This window comes from Microbacterium memoriense, from assembly GCF_025398275.1.
GTDB lineage: Bacteria > Actinomycetota > Actinomycetes > Actinomycetales > Microbacteriaceae > Microbacterium > Microbacterium memoriense.
This window is the reverse complement of the sequence record NZ_JAODOR010000006.1, coordinates 40,149-61,094: the sequence shown is the minus strand read 5'-3', so window position 1 is coordinate 61,094 and position 20,946 is coordinate 40,149. Positions and strand designations below refer to the sequence as shown.

Here is a 20,946-nt window from a genome sequence, read left to right as displayed (position 1 = left end):
ATCACTCTACGACCGCCACAGCACCACCGTGCCTGTGTGACGCGGTGTGACGCGGTGTGACGTCGTCGCCGCCGGAGCGTAGCGTGGAGGTATGGTCACCGTCCTGCCTTTCGGCTCCTGGCCCTCTCCCCTCACCGCCGCCTGGGCCTCGAGCGCCGCTCCTCGCCTGGAGGGCGGGGCACTCGTCGCCGACGAGGTCTGGTGGGGCGAATCTGTGCCCGCGGAGGGCGGCCGCACGACAGTGCGACGGCGGCGTAGCGACGGCAGCGTCGACGAGATGCTGCCGAACCCGTGGAGTGCGCGTTCGCGCGTGCATGAGTACGGCGGCGGGTCGTGGGCAGCGACCGAGGACGGCGTCCTGTTCTTCGTCGAGAAGTCCGACCAGCGCGTGTGGATGCTGCGCCCGGGGATGTCACCCCAGGCGCTCACACCCCCCGCGCTCGACGTCCGCTATGGGGGCCTCCGCTGGCAGGGCGGCGTGCTGTTGGCGGTGCAGGAGAGTCACGGCGAGGCCGCCGTGCCGGCCCGCGCGATCGTCGTGATCGGCACCGGCGCGGCGCCGAAGGTCACCGAGCTCGTGGCTGGGAGCGCGTTCGTCGCACATCCGGCCCTGTCGCCGGGAGGCGACCGACTCGCGTGGATCGCCTGGGATCACCCCCACATGGCCTGGGACCGCACCGAGGTGCGGATCGGACGCATCGAGAACGGCGTTGTCGCGGGCTGGTCGACGATCACGTCCGGTGAGAGCGCGGCGCTGCAGCCCGAATGGGTCAGCGACGACGTCGTGCGCTATCTCGACGATCCGACCGGACGGTGGAATATCTGGGAAGTGCGGCTCGATGCCGATCTCCCCCGCACCGCCATCGCTCCCGCCGACGCGGACACCGGCGGCCCGCTCTGGGTGCTCGGTGCGCGATGGCACGCCGCGCTCGCGGACGGCGCGGCGGTCGCCGTCCGAACCGACGGCGACGACACGCTCGTCCGCATTTCTGCGCAGGGCGAGGTGACTCCGATATCGCTTCCGGCGCGATCCCGACTCAACGTCGAAGCGTCCGACGGCGACCGGGTCCTCGTCTCCGGATCCGCGCCGGGAACGACAGGGCTGTGGCTCGTCGAGGCCGACGGCACCGCCCACCAGGTCGTCGGGGAGTCCGTCGACGCCGGCATCCTGCCGTTCCTCCCTTCCAGTCGCGCCGTGAGCTTCGAGGGTGTGCACGGGCCGGTGCACGCGTTCGACTACCCGCCGACGCACCCCGAGGTGCGCGGGCCGGAGGGCGAGCGAGCTCCCTACGTGGTGCTCGTGCACGGCGGACCGACGGCGCATGTGGCGGGAGTCGCCGACGGGAAGACCGCGTACTTGACGAGCCGAGGTATCGGCGTGCTCGACGTGAACTACGGCGGCTCCACCGGCTACGGGCGCGCCTACCGCGAACGACTGCGCGGACAGTGGGGCGTCGTCGACGTCGACGATGTGGCGGCCGCCGCGACCGGTCTGGCCGCGGAAGGTCGCGCAGACCCGGCCCGGATCGCGATCGAGGGTGGGTCCGCAGGCGGCTGGACGGTGCTCGCTGCGCTCGTCGGCACAGATGTCTTCAGCGCCGGGATTTCGCGCTATGGCGTGGGCGATGCCCGCGCGTTGGCTGCCGACACGCACGATTTCGAAGCGCGCTACCTCGATGGCCTCATCGGGCCGCTCCCCGAAGCCGAAGCGCTGTACGTTGCCCGTTCCCCGCTCAGCCGACCGGAACGCTTCCGCGTGCCGCTGCTGCTCCTGCAGGGCGCGGAGGATGCCGTCGTCCCTCCGGCGCAGGCCGAAGCCATCCGCGGGGCCCTCACAGCGCACGGGGTGCCGCACGCGTACGTGCTCTACGAGGGCGAAGGCCACGGATTCCGGCGGGCAGACACGATCGTGCATGCTCTCGAAAGCGAGGTGGCTTTCCTCGGCCGAGTCTTCGGTTTCGAGACCCCGGGTGTCCCGGCCATCGAGCTCACCCCCGGGCGCTGAGCGCGCCCGGGCACGCCTCAGAGCGCGAAGGGCGCGAGTTCGGCAGCGAGTTTCTCTCCGACGTGCGCGTGGACGGCGGTGCCGCCTTCCTCGTGTGAGGTCGAGACGATGTGCCCGCTCTCGTGGACGGCGTTCACGAGGTCACCGCGGTCGTACGGCACGAGCGCACGCACTTCGATCGCCGGCAACGGCAACGCCTGTTCGATGACGGCACGGAGCTCGTCCACCCCCTCGCCGCTGCGCGATGAGACGAACAGGGCATCCGGTTCGAGACCGCGCAGTACCAGACGGTCGTCGTCATCGACGAGGTCCGCTTTGTTGAACACGACGATCTCACGGGTCGACCGCGCACCGACGTCTCCCATGACGTCGCGGACGGTTGCCAGCTGCGCCGCAGGATCGGGATGCGACGCATCGACGACGTGCACGAGCACGTCCGCCTGACCGACTTCTTCCAGCGTCGAGCGGAACGCCTCGACCAGCTGGTGCGGAAGGTTGCGCACGAATCCGACGGTGTCGGTCAGCGTGTAGACACGTCCGACGGCTGCCTCGGCCCGGCGCACGGTCGCATCGAGAGTCGCGAACAGGGCATTCTCGACGAGCACGCCGGCGCTCGTCAGCCGATTCAGCAGACTGGACTTTCCGGCGTTCGTGTACCCCGCGATCGCGACCGAGGGGATCGTGTTGCGCTTGCGCTCGGAGCGCTTGGCTTCACGTGCGGGTGCGAAATCGCGCAGTTGACGACGGAGCTGCGCCATCTTCGTGCGGATGCGACGACGATCCAGCTCGATCTTCGTCTCACCCGGACCGCGCGACCCCATGCCCGCGCCGCCGGCACCGACCTGGCCACCGGCCTGACGGCTCATCGAGTCACCCCACCCACGCAAGCGGGGCAGCAGGTATTCGAGCTGGGCGAGTTCGACCTGGGCTTTGCCCTCACGGCTCTTCGCGTGCTGGCTGAAGATGTCGAGGATGACGGTCGTGCGATCGATGACCTTGACCTTGACGACGTCTTCCAGCGCACGACGCTGGCTGGGGGCGAGTTCGGTGTCGGCGATCACCGTGTCGGCACCGACGGCCGCGACGAGATCGCGCAGCTCCGCGGCTTTTCCCCGGCCGATGTACGTGGCCGGATCCGGATGCGGGCGCCGCTGCAGCACACCGTCGAGCACGACGGCTCCGGCGGTCTCGGCGAGCGCGGCGAGCTCACGAATCGAGTTCTCCGCATCGCTCTGCGAGCCCTGCGGGTAGACACCGACGAGGACGACGTTCTCGAGCCGCAGCTGGCGGTACTCGACCTCGGTGACGTCTTCGAGTTCGGTGGAGAGTCCGGGGACGCGGCGGAGCGCTGCACGCTCTTCGCGATCCCACTGGTCGCCATCGCTGTCACCGTAGGAAACGGTGGACTGCGACTGCAGGGCTTGAGCTGCGCCGAACACGTGCACTCCCGACCGCGACTCCGCGTGTGCCAGCACGCGTTCCACCGGATCTACCGGGGTCTCGTCGGCGTTCTCGGTGTGCGTCGTGTCGGTCATGCGGTCCTTTCGCGGTCAGCCTTGCAGTCTACCTCCCGCACACGTCGCCGGACCCGGTACGCTCGCAGGATGGGGAGCGACCACTACTTCACCGCGTCCCCGTCCAGCGCCGAGAATCTCCGCCGCATCCGCGTGACCCTTGCCGGTCGCGTCGGCGAGGTCACGACCGCGGGCGGGATCTTCAGTCCCGATCACGTCGACGCAGGGACGGCGGTGCTGTTGGCGAACACTCCGCCCGCCCCACCGGGTGGTCATCTGCTCGACCTCGGCTGCGGGTGGGGGCCCATCGCCCTGAGCATGGCGACCGAGTCGCCGCACGCGACCGTGTGGGCCGTCGACGTCAACGAGCGCGCACTCGACCTCGTCCGCCGCAACGCGGAAGAGTGGGGGTTGTCGAACATCCGTGCTGTCCTGCCCGCCGATGTCCCGAGCGACGTGGTGTTCCGCGGTATCCGCTCGAACCCTCCGATCCGGGTGGGTAAGAACGAACTCCACGGCCTCCTCGACACCTGGATTCCGCGCCTCGATGAGCGCAGCGATGCGTGGCTGGTCGTGCAGCGCAACCTCGGCTCTGATTCGCTGCAGCGCTGGCTGGCGGCGACATTCGGGCACGGGTACAGCGTGACCCGCGCGGCGACCGGCCGCGGTTTCCGCGTGTTGAAGGTGCGCCGGCACGGCACGCCGGTGACCGGTACCATCCCCTTGCCCTGACAGGGCTCAGGCGAGCGTGATCTCTCCTGAGAACGGAAGGGATGCCGGTCCCGACAGCAGCACGTGCTCGCCGTCGTCCTGACGCACGACCCGCACTCCCAATCGTCCGCCGGGCACGTCGACGCTCCAGCGGTCCGGCGCGGCGGAACCTGCCCACAAGCGCACCGCCAGTGCCGCGGCAGCGACACCCGTTCCGCACGACAGCGTCTCCCCCACGCCGCGCTCGAACACCCGCATCCGGATCGCACCGACACCGGCCTGCACGAGCGGATCGGCGGGGACGACGAACTCGACGTTTGCTCCGGCCGGCTGTACCGGGTCCAGCACCGGAAGGACGGTCAGGTCGAGCCCGTCGAGTTCGGCGATGCTGGACAGCGCCACGACGACGTGCGGATTGCCGACGTCGATCCCCTGCGCGGGTCGCGCGACGGGTAGCCCCTTCGCGCGCACGAGGACCTCGTCTGATTCGGGACGCCAAACGCCGAGATCGACCTCGAAGCCGTCATCCGCGCGCGTGACGGTCTTCACCCCGGCGCGAGTCCCGATACGCACCTGCGCGGCTCCCTTGAGGGCGATCAGACCGGCGCTCACGAGGTACCGGACGAAGACGCGGATGCCGTTGCCGCACATCTCCGCGGCCGAGCCGTCTGCATTGCGGTAGTCCATGAACCACTCGGCATCCGCCGTCGCGGCACCCTCCGAGAGGGCTGCCGAGCGGACGACACGCAAAATGCCGTCGCCGCCGATCCCGAAGCGTCGGTCGCAGAGCGCCGACACCTGCGCATCGCTCAGATCGAGTTCGCCGTTCGCATCGGGCACGATGACGAAATCGTTGCCCGTGCCCTGGCCTTTGGTGAACGCGATCGTTTGCGGCATCCCCCCAGTTTAGGGCGGCGCCCGCACCCTCGTCAGCGGCGACGAGGAACGACGCGGGATGGACCGTCAGCGTGCGGTTGATGTCCTGGTAGGGGTTGTTCCATGGACGGGTGGGCCCGGACGGGATCACGAGGGTCGTGTCGGCGAGTCTGCCAGCGCACCCGCATCGGCCGTCGGATCGATCCACACCAGGTCGGGGTAACGCCGGAACCACGACACCTGTCGGCGGGCATAGCGGCGCGTCAGCGTCTGCGTCTCGGCGATCGCCTCGGGCTCAGACAGGGCGCCGTCGAGTTGCGCGAGCGCTTGTGCGTAACCGATCGCGCGCGGTGCCGTGACGCCCGACTCCAGCCCGTGCGCACGCAAGCCGCGCACTTCCTCGATCAGACCCAGCGCCCACATCCGTTCGACACGCGCGTCGAGTCGTGTGACGAGCTCCTCGCGCTCGACCTTCACCCCGATCACCGTCGTCGGCACGTGCCACAACACCGGCTCACTCGGCAGCGACGCACCGTGGGTCGGGCCACCTTGGCCGAGCACCTCCAGCGCGCGGACGACTCGGCGAGCGTTGCGCGGATCGATTCGCTCGGCGGTGACGGGATCTGCCGCGCGGAGACGCGCGTAGAGCGCGCCGGCACCGACGCGCTCGAGTTCGCCCTCCAGCTTCGCTCGCAGTGCATCGTCGTGCGGCGGGAAGCGGAAGTCGTAGACGACGCTGGAGACATAGAGCCCCGACCCCCCGACGAGGATCGCATCACCGCCGCGATCGAAGATCGCCGCAATGTGCTCGCGCGCGAGCGTCTGGTACCAGGCGACGGCGGCTTCATCGGTGACCTCGAGAGTGTCGAAGAGGTGGTGTCGAATGCCGCGCCGCTCCACCTCGGGCAGCTTCGCCGTGCCGATGTCCATCCCGCGGTACAGCTGCATGGCATCCGCGTTGACGATCTCCGCCGGTCGTCCTCGCGCGATCAGGGCTTCCGCGAGCCGCAGCGACAGATCCGTTTTACCCGTCCCGGTCGCTCCGACGACGACCCACAGCCGCCCACCGCTCACGATCTCCTGCTCCCCTGTCCGCGGAGCGCGGTCACTCGGTTGCGCGGAGGGTGGGGATGCCGAGGCCCACTGCCCGGGGTCCGCCATCGCCGGACGCCGGAGCAGGCACGCCGCACGACTCCGCCTGCGTGCGGTCCCATGCGTCTCCCGCGCGCGTGCGGCGCACCCGCAGGGGTGCGCCATCGGGGCTGTCGGCGAGCAGATAGAAGGGCGCCGCGTGCGAGATGACGACCGAAACGACGTCTCCCGGACGGGGCCGAGGGCTCGACTCCGGCAGCTCGAAGTGCACCAGGCGATTGTCCTCCGCCCGCCCGGTGAGGCGATGGGTCGCGGCATCCTTCTTGCCTTCACCCGTCGAGACCAGCACGTGGACCTCGCGCCCGACCTGCTTCTCGTTCTCCTCGAGGCTGATGCGATCCTGCAGGGCGGCGAGGCGCTCGAAGCGCTCCTGCACGATCGCCTTCGGCACCTGGTCGGGCATCGTCGCAGCCGGCGTGCCTTCTCGGATGGAGTACTGGAACGTGAAGGCGCTGGCGAAGCGTGCCTGCTCGACGACACGCATGGTGTCCTCGAAGTCCTCGTCGGTTTCGCCCGGGAACCCGACGATGATGTCGGTCGTGATCGCCGCGTTCGGCATGCGGTCCCGCACGCGGTCGAGGATTCCGAGGAACTTGTCGCTGCGGTACGACCGCCGCATCGCCTTGAGGACGCGATCCGAACCGGACTGCAGCGGCATGTGCAGCTGAGGCATGACCTGCGGCGTCTCGGCCATTGCATCGATCACGTCGTCGGTGAACGCTGCCGGATGGGGACTCGTGAACCGGATGCGTTCGAGCCCGGGAATCTCGCCCGCCGCGCGCAGAAGCTTGCCGAACGCATGCCGGTCGCCGAATTCCACGCCGTAGCTGTTGACGTTCTGTCCGAGGAGCGTCACTTCGATCGCGCCGTCGTCGACGAGGAGCCTGATCTCGCTGAGGATGTCACCGGGGCGACGGTCCTTCTCCTTGCCGCGAAGGCTCGGGACGATGCAGAACGTGCAGGTGTTGTTGCACCCGACCGAGATCGAGACCCATCCGCTGTGCACCGCGTCGCGCTTGGTCGGCAGCGTGGAGGGGAAGACATCGAGCGATTCGAGGATCTCGAGTTCCGCGTCGCCGTTGTGGCGCGCGCGTTCGAGCAGCCGGGGAAGAGACCCCATGTTGTGCGTCCCGAACACGACGTCGACCCAGGGTGCCTTGTCGAGGACGGCGTCCTTATCCATCTGCGCGAGGCAACCGCCGACGGCGATCTGCATGCCCGCGCGCTGATCTTTCCGGCTTTTCAGATATCCCAGGGTGCCGTAGAGCTTGCCGGCGGCGTTGTCGCGAACGGCACATGTGTTGATGACGACCACGTCCGGCTCGTCGCCGGCATCCGCCCGCACGTAACCGGCGCTCTCCATCGACCCGGAGAGGCGCTCGGAATCGTGCACGTTCATCTGACACCCGAACGTACGCACTTCGTATGTCCGAGCGGTGCCGTCGGCAGCGCGGGCTGCCGAGGACGGTGCGATGAGCGTGGGGACGGCGGACGGCGAAGTCATGATGCCCTCATTCTACGAGGCCCTGCGTGAGTGGATGCCGGGCACTCACTCGAAACGAACGCCGCGCGCAGCGGGTCGTTCCAGCTCGTCCAGAGCCTGTCGCGCGGTGCTGAGTGCGAGCCCTCCGTAGCCGCGACGGGACAATTGCCCGACCAGACGACGGACAGCGACCTCGCGATCAAGACCGCGCATGGCGCGCGCCTTCTGCCGTGCGAACTCGAGCGCGCGCTCGGCGTCGTCGTCGGCCACCTCCGCGAGCGCTGCATCGGCCACGTCACGGGGAATGCCCCGCTGCCCGAGCGCGAGCGAGATCGCCTGACGCCCCTGCCCTTTGCGTGTCGTCCCGGCATGGATGAGCTGCTCCGCCAGCCGCGCATCGTCCAGATAGCCATGGCGAACGAACGCGTCGATGACGTGCTCGACCGCATCGGGGGCCACATCCTGCTCGCGCAGGAACGAGCGCGCCTCGCGTTCCGAGAGGGAACGCACGCGCAGCTTCTTCAGCAGTCGCTTCTCGGCCAAGTCGCGCGCGTCCGACTCATCCGGGCGGACCGACTGCTCGAACCGCGGATCGGGCTCGGTCCACGTCGTATGCCACGAGCCGTCGCCGATTCCGGGTGAGGACGTCGAGACAGGGCCTCGCGCGGGCACTCGATCAGCGGATTCCGGCGCGCGCGCGGGCACTCGATCAGCGGAGACAGGGCGCCGCGCCGGTGTTCCGTCCCCGCCGGCGACCCCGTGTTCGGCGGGCGCGGCCGGAGCCGGTCCGCCGAACAGCGGGATCACCGGGGCGAGGTGATCGTCAGCATTCACGCTCACGCGGGACGGCGGGCGGCCAGATCATCGGCGGGATCAGCCACCTGCTTGGGCTGGCCGATGCCGAGCTTCTGCTTGATCTTGGTCTCGATGTCCGCTGCCATGTCGACGTTCTTCAGCAGGAAGTTGCGGGCATTCTCCTTGCCCTGACCGAGTTGCTCGCCGTCATAGGTGTACCAGGCACCCGACTTCTTGACGATGCCGTGTTCCACACCGAAGTCGATGAGACTGCCCTCGCGGGAGATCCCGATGCCATAGAGGATGTCGAATTCCGCCTGCTTGAAGGGCGGGGCCATCTTGTTCTTGACGACCTTGACGCGGGTACGGTTACCGACTGCCTCGGTCCCGTCCTTCAGCGTCTCGATTCGGCGAATGTCGAGGCGCACCGACGCGTAGAACTTCAGCGCCTTGCCACCGGCGGTCGTCTCGGGCGAGCCGAAGAACACACCGATCTTCTCGCGCAGCTGGTTGATGAAGATCATCGTGGTGCCCGTCTGGCTGAGCCCGCCGGTGAGCTTGCGAAGCGCCTGCGACATGAGCCGCGCCTGCAGACCGACGTGGGTATCACCCATCTCGCCTTCGATCTCGGCCTTGGGGACGAGGGCGGCGACCGAGTCGATCACGACGAGGTCGATCGCGCCGGAGCGCACCAGCATGTCGGCGATCTCGAGGGCTTGCTCTCCCGTGTCGGGCTGAGAGACCAGCAGCTGGTCGATGTCGACACCGAGCTTCTGTGCATAGTCGGGGTCGAGCGCGTGCTCCGCGTCGATGAAGGCGGCGATCCCGCCGGCTCGCTGGACGTTGGCGATCGCGTGCAGCGTGAGCGTGGTCTTACCCGAGGACTCCGGGCCGTAGATCTCGATGATGCGTCCGCGGGGCAGTCCGCCCACGCCGAGGGCGACGTCGAGGGCGATCGAGCCGGTAGGAATGACGGCGACCGGTGCGCGCTCATCGCTGCCCAGTCGCATGACCGAGCCCTTTCCGAATTGCCGGTCGATCTGGGCGAGGGCCGACTCGAGGGCCTTTTCGCGGTCTGCGGGTGAGGGCATGACGTGCTCCTTCGTGCTCGTGGTTCTGCCGCCTGTAGGCTGTCGCGACCCGCCCCGACGGGAAGGTTCTGCGACAAGACGTGGGATGTCTGTTGACGCTGTCCACGTTACGAAGGGGCTCCGACATTCGTCGGGGTTCCCGGTGAAACGGTGGAAAACGTGTCGGAGACACCTGTTGTGCAGGAGACTACGTGCGAATCGAACAGAAGTACGAAAGCGACACGCCGCGTGATGACGTCAGCGGGTTTTCTTGTTCGCGTCGAGAAGGCCGACACCGTGACGCCGCGAGACCGGGACGTCGGTCGCGGCGCAGAGTGCCGTCCACACCTCACGCGGTGGCACGCCGTCGCGGAGCGCCTGCTCAGCGGTGCGATACGCCAGCGGAGCGAGAGCCAGATCTGCGACGAGCGAGTCGCCGCGCGCGCCGAACTCGTCCTCGACCGCTCGGCCGAATTCGCTCAGCCGCACGTCAGCGCAACGAGAGTTCAGACTGGATGAGGTCGTCTTCCAGTGCTGCCAGGTCGTCGGGAACGACATCCGGAAACACCTGAAGACCCTCGAGTACGGAAAGTCGATCGCCGACTTCGCGCATGATGATCGAAATGGGCACATCCAACGCGTCGGCGACCGAAGCGAGGATTTCGCTCGAGGCCTCCTTCTGACCGCGTTCTACCTCGCTCAGATAGCCGAGAGCCACGCTCGCGCGGCCGGCAACCTGGCGGAGGGTGCGTCCCTTCTGCAGGCGGAAGTCGCGCAGGACTTCGCCGATCTCTTGACGAACCAGGATCATGTCGGGCCCCCTCCTCTGACAGTCATTGCGCGCCCCGGGTGGACAACAGTACCGGACTTGCTGGTCACAGTATCCCTCGTGCGCTGTGGAATGGTTGGGAATCGCTCATACGTAACCCAGATGTCACAGCGGGTATTCCCACCGACATCGACGATCAGAGCGCATCCAGCGCCAAGCGGATGGCGCGAGCAGTGGCTTCGGCTCGGATCGAATCGCGATCCCCGCTGAGCTCGAGAGACTCGACGCGCGAGCCCAGCGGTGTCGACACGGCCAGATGCACCGTGCCCACCGGCTGCCCGTCCGGTGACAGGGGGCCGGCGATACCGGTCGTCGCAATCCCGACGTCCGCCGTCACGCCGTCGTTCCCCAGCGCACGACGCACGCCATCGGCCATCTGCCGCGCCACGCGCGGATGTACCGGGCCGTGCGCCTCGAGGAGCGTCGGGTCGACCCCGAGGACGCTCGCCTTCACATCCGTCGCGTACGCGACGACACCGCCGCGGACGACCTGAGAGGCGCCGGAGACGGCGATGAGGGATGCCGTGACCAGTCCCCCCGTGAGCGACTCCGCGATCGCGATCGTCCAGCCCAGATCCTTCAGGCGATCGATCAGTCGTTCGGATTCGTTGCGACGACCGAAGGACACCAGGGTGTTCTCCAACTCGTCGGGCAAATCGGGCAGGCCCGAGATGCCACTCACGACGCGCGCCCCTTCGACCGCGTGGCGCGCGATCCGCGTACCTCGGTGAGGACGTAGTCGATCCCACTGGCGACCGTCAGGATGACGGCGATCCACATCGTGACGGTGTTGACCACGTGGATCCACTCCCCCACGATCGTCCACAGCGGCAGCAGCGCGAGCGAGAGCGCGACAGCTTGGGCGACAGTCTTGAGCTTGCCCATCCAGGCGGCGGCGACGACGTGCGTACTCGCGACCAGCAGGCGGTGGACCGTGATGCCCACTTCGCGTACGAGCACGAGGATCGTGACCCACCAGGGCAGCTCCACGAGAATCGACAGTCCGATGAACGCGAAACCGGTCAGCACCTTGTCGGCGATCGGATCGAGGAGCTTGCCGAGATCGGTGACGATCTCGTACTTGCGCGCGAGATACCCGTCGATGCCGTCGGTCGCGATCGCGACGATGAACAGCACCGCGGCCCACCAGCGCAGCGGACCGTCGGACCCTCCGTCTGCCAGGAGCATCCAGAGGAAGACCGGCGCGCACAGGATACGCACGATCGTGATCGCGTTGGGCAATTGCCGAGGGATGCTCACGCGCCGAGCCTACCGAACAGCAGTGCCCGATCCCCGGTCAATCCCGCCCCGTCAGGCCCCACGCATCCTCGGACCCGTCGTCACCCTCGACGACCTCGTACCCATCGAACTGGGTGTCCACGGCATCCGGACCGTACCCGTCGGGGGCGGTTGCCACTGGAGCCGCCGGAGCGACGCCACGCAGACGAGCGAGCACCTCCGGAAGCTGCTCGGGCGTGACGAGGACGTCGCGCGCCTTCGAGCCCTCGGAGGGCCCCACGATCTCGCGCGACTCAAGCAGATCCATCAGGCGCCCGGCCTTGGCGAAACCGACGCGGAGCTTGCGCTGCAGCATCGACGTCGATCCGAACTGGGTCGAGATGATCTGTTCGGCCGCGGCCAGGAGGAGCTCGAGGTCGTCGCCGATATCGGCGTCGATCTCCTTCTTCTCGGCGACCACCGCGACATCGGCCCGATAGTCCGGGCGTGCTTGCTTTTTGACGTGCTCGACGACCTTTTCGATTTCGCTCTCCGCGACCCACGCGCCCTGCACACGCACGGACTTCGACGCGCCCATGGGGAGGAAGAGCGCGTCGCCCTGGCCGATCAGGCGGTCGGCGCCGGGCTGGTCGAGGATGACACGCGAATCGGTGACGCTCGTCACGGCAAAGGCGAGCCGCGACGGGACGTTCGCCTTGATGAGGCCGGTGACGACGTCGACCGACGGTCGCTGGGTCGCGAGGACCAGATGGATGCCGCTGGCGCGGGCGAGCTGCGTGATGCGGACGATCGAGTCTTCGACGTCCCGCGGCGCGACCATCATGAGGTCGGCGAGCTCATCGACGACGACCAAGAGGTACGGGTACGGCTTGAGCACGCGCTCGCTGCCCACCGGAAGGTTGATCTCACCCGCGACAACGGCCTTGTTGAAGTCGTCGATGTGGCGGAATCCGAACGACGCGAGGTCGTCATACCGCATGTCCATTTCCTTCACGACCCACTGGAGCGCTTCGGCGGCCTTCTTGGGGTTGGTGATGATGGGCGTGATCAGGTGCGGGACGCCGGCGTAGCTCGTGAGCTCGACGCGCTTCGGGTCGATCAGGACCATCCGCACTTCGGAGGGCTTGGCGCGCATCAGCAGGCTCGTGATCATCGAGTTCACGAAACTCGACTTGCCCGACCCGGTCGAACCGGCCACCAACAGATGGGGCATTTTCGCGAGGTTCGCGACGACGTAACCGCCGCCGACATCCTTGCCGACGCCGATCGTCATGGGGTGCGTCTGGCTCACCGCAGCGTTCGAACGCAGGACGTCGCCGAGCGTCACGATTTCGCGGTCGGTGTTCGGGATCTCGACACCGATCGCACTCTTGCCGGGAATCGGCGCGAGGATGCGCACTTCGTTGGAGGCGACCGCGTACGAGATGTTGTTCGTGAGCGCCGTGATGCGCTCGACCTTCACACCGAGGCCGAGCGAGATCTCATACTGCGTCACGGTCGGGCCACGCGAGAAGCCGGTCACGCGCGCGTCGATCGAGAACTGCTCGAAGACACCCATGATCGCCCGGACGATGATGTCGTTGGCTTCGGAGCGGGCCTTGTGCGGCGTGCCCTCGGCGAGGGCCCCGACCGACGGGAGCCGGTAGGGCGGAACCGGAGGGCGGCCGTCGTGGTCGTCGCCGAGTCCGGAGATCCCGGGGAGGATTCCGTCGTCGAGGATGATCTCGCCGCTGTCCTCCCGGATGCCGGTGTCGGTCTTCCGCGCCCGTTTCGCGTGCGCGATGACGGCGGGATCGATGATCTCGGTTGCCGCGTCGGGCATCGGCGGAATCGGGGGCACGGCCGCAACCACCGGGGTCGCGATGGCCTGCTCGAATCCGCCCGCGCCCGATGGTGTGAGCAAAGCCGTCAGATCATCGGAGCCGAGGTGGCCGTCGACGTCCTCTTCACGGCCCGTCTTGTTACGCCGCCACCAGGGGGTGCCGGCATCCTTCTCATCCTCGTCGGCGCTCGTGAACGCCACCGTCGGCGCGGTCCCGGACGGGTCGGCGGGCTCGGGTCGTTCGGCGCCGAACATCCAGGCGTACAAGTCACCGAGTCGTCGCCCGATGCGGTTCGGCGGGGTTTTGGTGAGGATCAGGACGCTCAGCACCGTAAGAATGCCGAGCACGACGTAGGCGCCGATGCTCGTGAGGAGGCTGAGCGGCTCGCCGATCATCCACCCGAAGAGACCGCCGGCCTCGCTCAGCGAAGGCAGGCCCTCCTTCGGTTGCGGACGGTTGCCGGCGACGTGGCAGAACCCGGCGATCGAGAGGACGAACAGACCGAAACCGATCCCGATCCGGCCGTTGTCGTGCACGGAAGACGGATGCCGGAACAGCCAGCCCGCGAGCATCAGGAGCAGGACCGGCATGATGAAAGCGACGCGGCCGATCAACGCACCCACGGTGTAGGCGCTGATGTTCGTGCCGACATCGGTACCGATCAGGAACCACTCGGTGACCGCTCCGGCGACAGCGAGCAGAACCAACAGGAACGGGAACCCGTCGCGGCGCTGGTCCTTGTCGAGGGTCTCCGGCCCGAACGCACGGAACATCCCCCCGGTCATGTGAGCCAGGCCCATCCAGGAGCGGACGATGACGGGAGGCTTCTCGATCTGGTCGACGTAACGCTTCGGGGTCGGTTCGCTCTTGCGGGCGCGCGGAGAGGAGCCCTTCGCGGACGCGCGGGCGTTCGTGGGCGTACTGGTGCTCCTGGCCATTACCCCACGGTAGGCGCCGAACGCGGGAAACGCGCGGATTGACGCGGCTATTCGGCAGGCTCAGGAACGACCCTCCGACAGCGCCCGGGCGGAAACGTTGCCGTCAGCGCAGGCGCTTGACCATCGTGTCGCGCCCGACGCCGGGCGCGGTGATGGCGAATCCCTCGCTGCGGTACAGCGTGTGTGCGAAGTTGCCGCGCTCGACCGACAGGCTGATGCGGCCAAAGCCCTGCGCCCGCGCGTGCGCGCACAGGTGTCGCAGAAGCGCACGCCCGACACCGTGCGCGCGCCAGATCGGACGCACGCCGATGATGAGCTCCGGTACTCCCGTGCCGACGTATCCGAATCCGGGGTCGGTGCGCGGCAACATCCGGTACCAGGCGGCGCCCACGGCCTCGCCCTGGCCGTCGACGGCGACGAATCCGGCATCACCCGGCCGCATCCACCCCGCGATATACCGGCTGTGGTCCGGATGGGCGATGATGTCGTGGCGGGGACGAGCTCCACCCTGACGCCAGTTGGCCGCTTCGACGATCATGTCTGCCAAGAACCCGCCGTCCGCCTGGGCGGCGGGGCGAACGCTGAACGAAGCGGGCATGTCCAGACAGTAGCGTGCCGGTGTTACGCCTCGATAACGAGAGGCACGATCATCGGCCGACGACGCAGGCGCTGGTTGACCCAACGGCCGATGGTGCGGCGGACGACCTGCGAGAGAGCGTGCGAATCGCGGACGCCGGACTGCGCCGCTTCGGTGAGGGCCGCGGCGATCTTCGGCTTGACGTCGTCGAACACCTTGTCGTCCTCGGCGAAGCCGCGGGCGTGGATCTCGGGGCCCGTGATGATCTTGCCGGTCGCCGAATCGACCACGACGATGATCGAGATGAAGCCCTCTTCACCGAGCGTGCGACGGTCTTTGAGGTCGGCATCCGTGATCTCACCGACCGTCGACCCGTCGACGTAGACGAAGCCGAGGTCGAGTTGGCCCACGATCTTCGCCACGCCGTCCCTGAGGTCGACGACGGTGCCGTTCTCGGCGATGATCGTGTTCTCCTCCGGGATACCGGTGTCCTGAGCGAGCTTGGCGTTCGCGATCAGGTGACGGTATTCGCCGTGGATGGGCATGACGTTGCGCGGCTTCAGGATGTTGTAGCAGTAGAGCAACTCACCCGCGGCCGCGTGACCGGAGACATGGACCTTCGCGTTGCCCTTGTGGACGACGTTGGCGCCGAGCTTCGTCAGGCCGTCGATCACGCGGTAGACGGCGTTCTCGTTGCCCGGGATGAGGCTGGATGCGAGGATCACGGTGTCTCCTGCGCCGATCTCGATCGCGTGGTCCATGTTGGCCATGCGCGAGAGGACAGCCATCGGCTCACCCTGGGAGCCCGTCGACATGTAGACGATCTTGTCGTCGGGGAGGTCCTTGGCCTTCTTGTAGTCGATCAGCACGCCCTGGGGCACCGTCAGGTAGCCGAGGTCCTCGGCGATCGTCATGTTGCGCACCATGCTGCGCCCGAGGAACGCCACGCGGCGACCGTTGGCCGCGGCGGCGTCGATGACCTGCTGTACGCGGTGCACATGGCTCGAGAAGCTCGCGACGATCACGCGGCGCGGGGCCTTCGCGATCACCTGGTCGAGCACAGGGCCGATCGCCCGCTCGAGCGGCGTGAAGCCCGGAACATCGGCGTTCGTCGAGTCGACCATGAAGAGGTCGACTCCTTCCTCGCCGAGGCTGGCGAACGCGCGGAGGTCCGTCAGTCGGCCGTCGAGGGGCAACTGGTCCATCTTGAAGTCGCCGGTCGCGAGCACGGTGCCGGCATCCGTGTGGATCGCGACAGCGAGCGCGTCGGGGATGGAGTGGTTCACGGCGATGAACTCGAGGTCGAACGGACCGATCAGCTCTTCCTGACCTTCCGCGACCGTGAGCGTGTACGGCTTGATGCGGTGTTCCTTGAGCTTCGCCTCGACGAGCGCGAGGGTCAGCTTCGAGCCGATGAGGGGGATGTCGTTCTTGAGCTTGAGGAGGTACGGAACCGCGCCGATGTGGTCTTCGTGGCCGTGCGTCAGGACGACCCCGACGATGTCGTCGAGCCGGGTCTTGATGGGCTCGAAGTCGGGCAGGATCAGGTCGACCCCGGGCTGGTGCTCCTCCGGGAACAGCACGCCGCAGTCGACGATCAGCAGCTTGCCGCCGAACTCGAAGACGGTCATGTTACGACCGATTTCGGCGAGACCGCCGAGGGGGATGACGCGCAGGGTGCCCTTTTCGAGGGCGGGCGGGTCGTAGACGTTCGTGGGCATCAGGTGCCTCCTTCGGATGCCTCGGCATCCGCGTTCAGATGTTGCGGTGTCAGCGGGTCGTGCCGTGCACCTTGGGTAGTGCTCCACCGGCGGCCGCATTGCGGTCGGGGCGGAAGTTGGAGAAGTCGGCGCCAGCGACGCCGGTGACGAGCGCCAGCTCGTCCTCGATGAGCGCGGCCTCCCACTCCTCCGGCCCCACCAGGGGCAGGCGGACGCGGGGGCTCGAGATGCGACCGAGGCCGTGCAGGATGTACTTCGCGCTCACGGTGCCGGGCACGTGGGTCATGACGGCGCGGACGAGCGGTTCGAGGCTCTGGTGCGCCGCGGTCGCGGCCGCCAGGTCGCCGCGGTTCACGGCATCCACCATCACGCGGTAGGGCGCTGCGGCGACGTTGGCGGTCACGCCGATGAGTCCCGTCGCGCCGATCGCCATGTGCGGAAGCGCGTTCGCATCATCGCCGGAGAAGTACATCAGATCGGTCTGGTTCAGCACCCGGCTCACCTCGCTGAAGTCGCCTTTGGCGTCTTTGATCGCGAGGATGTTGGGGTGCTTGGCGAGGCGGAGGATCGTCTCGTACATGATGGGCACGCCGGTGCGGCCGGGGATGTCGTAGAGGATGACCGGGAGATCGGTCGCATCGGCGACGAGGCGGAAGTGCGTGAGGATGCCCGCTTGCGTGGGCTTGTTGTAGTACGGCGTGACGATCATGATGCCGTCGGCGCCGGCCTTCTCGCTCGCCTTGTAGAGCTCGATCGCGTGGGCGGTCTCGTTGGAGCCACCGCCGGTGATGATCTTGGCGCGGCCGGCCGCGACCGACTTGCCGATTTCGACGAGCTTGAGCTTCTCCGGGTCGGTGAGCGTGCTCGTCTCCCCCGTCGTCCCCGTGACGACGATGCCGTCGGCGCCGGCGGTGATGACGTCGTCCATGTGCTTCTCGACGGCGGCCCAATCGACCTCGCCGTCGGCCGTCATCGGAGTGACGAGCGCGACGAGGACCTGACCGAAGGGGTTGCCCGTGTGCGTCATGCTCCCAGGGTATCGGTCAGCGCCGCCTGGTGCTTCCTCCGGCAGCCGGCGCCGCGTCGGCTCGACGGGTGGCTCGGTCGCATGGCCGGTGGTGCGGAAGCCCACTCGTGGGTCGCATGCGCCTCAGCGAAGAACACCGGCCATACGACCGAGCCGCGAGCCGAGCACACGTCGCCGGGCGAGGATCGCTGCTTCCACCACCGGCCAGTCGTGGATCACCATGGCGTAGTCAAAGCGGAGGGTGTCGAAACCGAGCGCCGCCGTCCGCGCATCCCGGAGGAGATCCTGGTGACGCCGAGAGGGACCGTCGTGATTCTCGCGGCCGTCGGTTTCGAGGATCAGGATCCCGTCGAGGAGAAAGTCCACCCGCCCAGCTATCTCGGCGATCCACACCTGTGTCTGCAGCGTGATGCCGATCCGGTGCAGGCGCAGCCGGAGCAGAGACTCGAGCCCGCTGTCTGCGTCGGGCCGCGCGAGATCGACGAGGTACCGCATCGACGCCGGCAGACCGGCCCGGACCTCTTTGCGCATCCGGCGGGTCAGAAGTCCGCGATGCCAGGCCGACTCGAATGCCGCGAAGAAGCACTCAGCACCCTGACAGCGCGCGACCTGGACGAGCGCCAGCACGATCGACGTGCTTCCGAACCCTGAGGTACCGGCGTCATTGTGGGTGATGCAGGCGCAGGGACCATGGCGGTGCCGACGGCCGGATCCCCCCACCCACACATGGAGCGCGTGCACCGCGCGCGTCGGGTTAAGTGGGTCGAAGATCCAGACACCCGCGCGACGCAGCGCGCTGACACAGGCGACCTCTCCGCGGTGGCGGGCGGCATCCCGCACGTCTGGATCGGCGGACGGGAGCGCGAGCACGCCTTCTCTAAGTCGCATGATCTCGCCGGCGCGATGCGCCCGTCTGATGTCGGATGCGGTGGCCCCCAGCCCCCGCAGAGCCGACGTTCGGACCACGCCGCCGCGCAGCGCAATGGCATCGGTGAGATCCGCCGTGTACATGAGCACATTTCAGCTCGCCGCCGGTCCGCCGCGGGCGCCCGCTCCCCGATCAGTGGAGAGTCCCGCACATCGGGGACCTGGGGAGGAGGCGATGCGTCACCAGCCGTATGGTCCGTGGTGCACGTGGAGCCGGCTGGGGCTGATGAGGCCCCCTGACCGGAGCGGGCCATACGACTCAGCACGTCGGGAGACGTCAGCGGCCGCTCGTCCCGGAGTCCCGCAGGTCGTCAGGGGCGGATCAGGGTGAGGAAGCGGTACGGCACTCCGGTCCGTGAGACCTGCCACTCCCCCGCATCCGCGAGTTCCCACCCCTCACGAACCGGGGCATACGTGTCGCCGTCGACCTCGAGATCGAGTTCGGTGACCTCCAACACGTCGGCGCCGTCGATCGCTGCGGCGTACAGGCGGCCGCCGCCGATCACCCACGCCGCCTCGTCATCGGCGACGATCGCGAGGGCCGCCTCGAGCGATGCCGCGCGCTCCGCACCATCGGCCGTCCACGACTCCGTGCCGGTCACGACGATGTTGCGGCGGTCGGGCAAGGGGCGAAAGCGCGGCGGGAACGACTCCCACGTGCGCCGCCCCATGATCACCGGATGCCCGGTGGTCACCGCCTTGAAGTGGGCCATGTCTTCCGGCACGTGCCAGGGCATCCCGCCGGCCGCGCCGATGACACCGCCCCGGGCTTCGGCCCAGATGAGCCCGATGCGGGTCATACCGCGACCGCCCCGCGGATGGCGGGGTGGTGCTGATAATCCTCCACGACGATGTCCTCGAAGGTGTAGTCGAAGATCGAGTCGGGCGTGCGCGCGAAGCTGAGCTTCGGGTACGGATACGGATCGCGGGACAACTGCTCTCGCACCTGCGCGACATGGTTGTCATAGATGTGGCAGTCACCGCCGGTCCAGACGAACTCGCCCGGCTCGAGCCCGGTCTGCTGAGCGATCATGAGCGTCAAAAGGGCGTAGGAGGCGATGTTGAACGGGACTCCGAGGAACATGTCGGCGCTGCGCTGATACAGCTGGCACGAGAGCTTGCCGTCGGCGACGTAGAACTGGAAGAGCGCGTGGCAGGGCGCGAGCGCCATGTCCGGGATGTCGGCCGGATTCCACGCCGACACGATGAGACGGCGGGAGTCGGGATTCGCGCGGATCTGCGCGATCACCTCGCTGATCTGATCGATCTGCTCGCCGGAGGGCGTGGGCCACGAACGCCACTGCACGCCGTAGACCGGTCCGAGCTCCCCGTCCGCGTCCGCCCACTCGTCCCAGATCGTCACGCCGTGATCCCGGAGCCATCCCACGTTCGACTCACCCCGAAGGAACCACAGGAGCTCGTATGCGATCGACTTCATGTGCACGCGCTTGGTGGTGATGAGCGGAAAGCCGTCGGCCAGATCGAACCGGATCTGGCGACCGAAGACGCTCGTCGTCCCGGTACCGGTGCGGTCGTCCTTGTGCACGCCATCGGCGAGCACCTCCGCCAGCAGATCTTCATAGGGAGTGGGGATGACCTCGACAGCGCTCACGCAGGCCAGACTACCCGCGCCGATCACCGACCGGTTCGGGGAAGGACACGACATCATTTGTGATCGATACCAGGATGAGGAGCATTCGAGCGGATAGACTGCGGAGTTGTGAATCTGACGGATGCCGCCCTCGTTCTCGCCGCGTTGCTCGCGGCGACGCTCGGCATCGGCCTCTACCTGCGCTGGCAGCAGAATCGTCCCCGTCGACAGGACCCGAGCGAGGTCGTCGACCCGCAACGCCTCGGCGCCGAGGCACTCGGCGAGCGCGCGACACTGTTGCAGTTCAGCACCGAGATGTGCGCACGGTGCCCCGGGGTCCACCGGACCCTCGCCGAGATCGCTGACGACCGCGACGGCGTCGTTCATCTCGACATCGATCTGACACACCGACCCGACATCGCCACGCACTTCCACGTGTTGCAGACACCGACGACGCTCATCCTCGACGGCGATGGCGTCATCCAGACCCGCTTCGGCGGCACCCCCCGGCGCGACGTGATCGAGCTCGAGCTCGCGCGGGTGACCGCGGTGGGCGCCGCGGTCTGATCCCGCTCCCGTCGGCACGCCAGACGGTTCCCCTGCCGGAAGCTCCGGTCTAGGCTCGACGACAGGCGCGCCTGCGCCGGCATCCACCCCGTCGATCCATC

At 67.9% G+C, this 20,946-nt stretch carries 20 protein-coding genes; 3 read left to right on the top strand and 17 right to left on the bottom strand.

Annotated elements, in window-relative coordinates:
* Window positions 1-91 precede the first annotated feature (91 nt).
* Entirely contained in the window at window positions 92-2,005 is a 1,914-nt protein-coding gene (locus N4R40_RS05830; RefSeq protein ID WP_261606430.1) for an alpha/beta hydrolase family protein, read from the top strand.
* A 17-nt stretch (window positions 2,006-2,022) separates the two neighbouring features.
* Here N4R40_RS05830 and hflX read toward each other — a convergent pair whose 3' ends face one another.
* Window positions 2,023-3,540: a GTPase HflX gene (hflX, locus tag N4R40_RS05825; protein ID WP_261606429.1), complete on the bottom strand. Its 1,518-nt coding sequence runs from the start codon at window positions 3,538-3,540 to the stop codon at window positions 2,023-2,025.
* A 69-nt stretch (window positions 3,541-3,609) separates the two neighbouring features.
* Between hflX and N4R40_RS05820 the strand changes: the two genes are divergently transcribed.
* The gene (locus N4R40_RS05820; RefSeq protein WP_261606428.1) at window positions 3,610-4,251 is read left to right on the top strand and encodes a class I SAM-dependent methyltransferase; all 642 of its coding nucleotides are present in this window, start codon (window positions 3,610-3,612) and stop codon (window positions 4,249-4,251) included.
* A gap of 6 nt (window positions 4,252-4,257) precedes the next feature.
* Here the strand turns inward: N4R40_RS05820 and dapF are convergent, their stop codons facing one another.
* The 16 genes from dapF to N4R40_RS05740 form a co-directional block, all read right to left on the bottom strand.
* Window positions 4,258-5,127, bottom strand: a complete 870-nt coding sequence (gene dapF, locus N4R40_RS05815) for a diaminopimelate epimerase (RefSeq protein WP_261606427.1) — start codon at window positions 5,125-5,127, stop codon at window positions 4,258-4,260.
* 126 nt (window positions 5,128-5,253) lie between these two features.
* Complete coding sequence (gene miaA, locus N4R40_RS05810; protein ID WP_261606426.1) at window positions 5,254-6,180, bottom strand: tRNA (adenosine(37)-N6)-dimethylallyltransferase MiaA; 927 nt, start codon at window positions 6,178-6,180, stop codon at window positions 5,254-5,256.
* Window positions 6,181-6,211: 31 nt separating this feature from the next.
* Window positions 6,212-7,762, bottom strand: coding sequence for a tRNA (N6-isopentenyl adenosine(37)-C2)-methylthiotransferase MiaB (miaB, locus tag N4R40_RS05805; protein ID WP_261606425.1), 1,551 nt, complete (start codon window positions 7,760-7,762; stop codon window positions 6,212-6,214).
* A gap of 45 nt (window positions 7,763-7,807) precedes the next feature.
* Window positions 7,808-8,581, bottom strand: a complete 774-nt coding sequence (locus N4R40_RS05800; RefSeq protein ID WP_261606424.1) for a regulatory protein RecX — start codon at window positions 8,579-8,581, stop codon at window positions 7,808-7,810.
* A complete protein-coding gene (gene recA, locus N4R40_RS05795) occupies window positions 8,578-9,627 on the bottom strand; it encodes a recombinase RecA (RefSeq protein WP_261606423.1) in 1,050 nt (349 codons plus the stop codon). Before recA ends, N4R40_RS05800 begins: the two co-directional genes overlap by 4 nt.
* A gap of 237 nt (window positions 9,628-9,864) precedes the next feature.
* On the bottom strand, window positions 9,865-10,095 hold the full coding sequence (locus N4R40_RS05790; RefSeq protein WP_261606422.1) for a DUF3046 domain-containing protein: 231 nt from the start codon (window positions 10,093-10,095) through the stop codon (window positions 9,865-9,867).
* Between the two features lies 1 nt (window position 10,096).
* Window positions 10,097-10,417, bottom strand: a complete 321-nt coding sequence (locus N4R40_RS05785; protein ID WP_261606421.1) for a helix-turn-helix domain-containing protein — start codon at window positions 10,415-10,417, stop codon at window positions 10,097-10,099.
* Window positions 10,418-10,571: 154 nt separating this feature from the next.
* Window positions 10,572-11,063 carry a CinA family protein gene (locus N4R40_RS05780; protein ID WP_261606474.1) on the bottom strand — a complete coding sequence of 164 codons (492 nt, stop codon included), beginning with the start codon at window positions 11,061-11,063 and terminating at the stop codon, window positions 10,572-10,574.
* A 50-nt stretch (window positions 11,064-11,113) separates the two neighbouring features.
* The gene (pgsA, locus tag N4R40_RS05775) at window positions 11,114-11,695 is read right to left on the bottom strand and encodes a CDP-diacylglycerol--glycerol-3-phosphate 3-phosphatidyltransferase (RefSeq protein WP_261606420.1); all 582 of its coding nucleotides are present in this window, start codon (window positions 11,693-11,695) and stop codon (window positions 11,114-11,116) included.
* 37 nt (window positions 11,696-11,732) lie between these two features.
* Window positions 11,733-14,435 carry an FtsK/SpoIIIE family DNA translocase gene (locus N4R40_RS05770; RefSeq protein ID WP_261606419.1) on the bottom strand — a complete coding sequence of 901 codons (2,703 nt, stop codon included), beginning with the start codon at window positions 14,433-14,435 and terminating at the stop codon, window positions 11,733-11,735.
* A gap of 103 nt (window positions 14,436-14,538) precedes the next feature.
* Window positions 14,539-15,033 (bottom strand): GNAT family N-acetyltransferase, encoded by a 495-nt coding sequence (locus N4R40_RS05765; RefSeq protein WP_261606418.1) that lies wholly within the window; start codon window positions 15,031-15,033, stop codon window positions 14,539-14,541.
* Window positions 15,034-15,056: 23 nt separating this feature from the next.
* The gene (locus N4R40_RS05760) at window positions 15,057-16,733 is read right to left on the bottom strand and encodes a ribonuclease J (protein WP_261606417.1); all 1,677 of its coding nucleotides are present in this window, start codon (window positions 16,731-16,733) and stop codon (window positions 15,057-15,059) included.
* 49 nt (window positions 16,734-16,782) lie between these two features.
* Window positions 16,783-17,760 (bottom strand): 4-hydroxy-tetrahydrodipicolinate synthase, encoded by a 978-nt coding sequence (dapA, locus tag N4R40_RS05755; RefSeq protein ID WP_261606416.1) that lies wholly within the window; start codon window positions 17,758-17,760, stop codon window positions 16,783-16,785.
* A 123-nt stretch (window positions 17,761-17,883) separates the two neighbouring features.
* Window positions 17,884-18,771, bottom strand: coding sequence for a type IV toxin-antitoxin system AbiEi family antitoxin domain-containing protein (locus tag N4R40_RS05750; protein ID WP_261606415.1), 888 nt, complete (start codon window positions 18,769-18,771; stop codon window positions 17,884-17,886).
* Window positions 18,772-18,998: 227 nt separating this feature from the next.
* Window positions 18,999-19,487 (bottom strand): dihydrofolate reductase, encoded by a 489-nt coding sequence (locus N4R40_RS05745; RefSeq protein ID WP_261606414.1) that lies wholly within the window; start codon window positions 19,485-19,487, stop codon window positions 18,999-19,001.
* Window positions 19,484-20,308 carry a thymidylate synthase gene (locus tag N4R40_RS05740; protein ID WP_261606473.1) on the bottom strand — a complete coding sequence of 275 codons (825 nt, stop codon included), beginning with the start codon at window positions 20,306-20,308 and terminating at the stop codon, window positions 19,484-19,486. The genes N4R40_RS05745 and N4R40_RS05740 overlap by 4 nt, the downstream gene beginning before the upstream one ends.
* 99 nt (window positions 20,309-20,407) lie before the next feature.
* Here N4R40_RS05740 and N4R40_RS05735 point away from each other — a divergent pair, with 99 nt between their 5' ends.
* On the top strand, window positions 20,408-20,845 hold the full coding sequence (locus tag N4R40_RS05735; protein WP_261606413.1) for a TlpA family protein disulfide reductase: 438 nt from the start codon (window positions 20,408-20,410) through the stop codon (window positions 20,843-20,845).
* The last annotated feature ends 101 nt before the right edge of the window (window positions 20,846-20,946 follow it).

Coding starts and splice junctions, on each gene's coding strand:
- N4R40_RS05820 (WP_261606428.1), top strand. CDS start 3,610: ATGGGGAGCGACCACTACTTCACCGCGTCCCCGTCCAGCGCCGAGAAT.
- N4R40_RS05830 (WP_261606430.1), top strand. CDS start 92: ATGGTCACCGTCCTGCCTTTCGGCTCCTGGCCCTCTCCCCTCACCGCC.
- N4R40_RS05770 (WP_261606419.1), bottom strand. CDS start 14,435: ATGGCCAGGAGCACCAGTACGCCCACGAACGCCCGCGCGTCCGCGAAG.
- N4R40_RS05785 (WP_261606421.1), bottom strand. CDS start 10,417: ATGATCCTGGTTCGTCAAGAGATCGGCGAAGTCCTGCGCGACTTCCGC.
- N4R40_RS05745 (WP_261606414.1), bottom strand. CDS start 19,487: ATGACCCGCATCGGGCTCATCTGGGCCGAAGCCCGGGGCGGTGTCATC.
- N4R40_RS05765 (WP_261606418.1), bottom strand. CDS start 15,033: ATGCCCGCTTCGTTCAGCGTTCGCCCCGCCGCCCAGGCGGACGGCGGG.
- hflX (WP_261606429.1), bottom strand. CDS start 3,540: ATGACCGACACGACGCACACCGAGAACGCCGACGAGACCCCGGTAGAT.
- dapA (WP_261606416.1), bottom strand. CDS start 17,760: ATGACGCACACGGGCAACCCCTTCGGTCAGGTCCTCGTCGCGCTCGTC.
- N4R40_RS05750 (WP_261606415.1), bottom strand. CDS start 18,771: ATGTACACGGCGGATCTCACCGATGCCATTGCGCTGCGCGGCGGCGTG.
- recA (WP_261606423.1), bottom strand. CDS start 9,627: ATGCCCTCACCCGCAGACCGCGAAAAGGCCCTCGAGTCGGCCCTCGCC.
- dapF (WP_261606427.1), bottom strand. CDS start 5,127: ATGCCGCAAACGATCGCGTTCACCAAAGGCCAGGGCACGGGCAACGAT.
- miaB (WP_261606425.1), bottom strand. CDS start 7,762: ATGACTTCGCCGTCCGCCGTCCCCACGCTCATCGCACCGTCCTCGGCA.
- N4R40_RS05760 (WP_261606417.1), bottom strand. CDS start 16,733: ATGCCCACGAACGTCTACGACCCGCCCGCCCTCGAAAAGGGCACCCTG.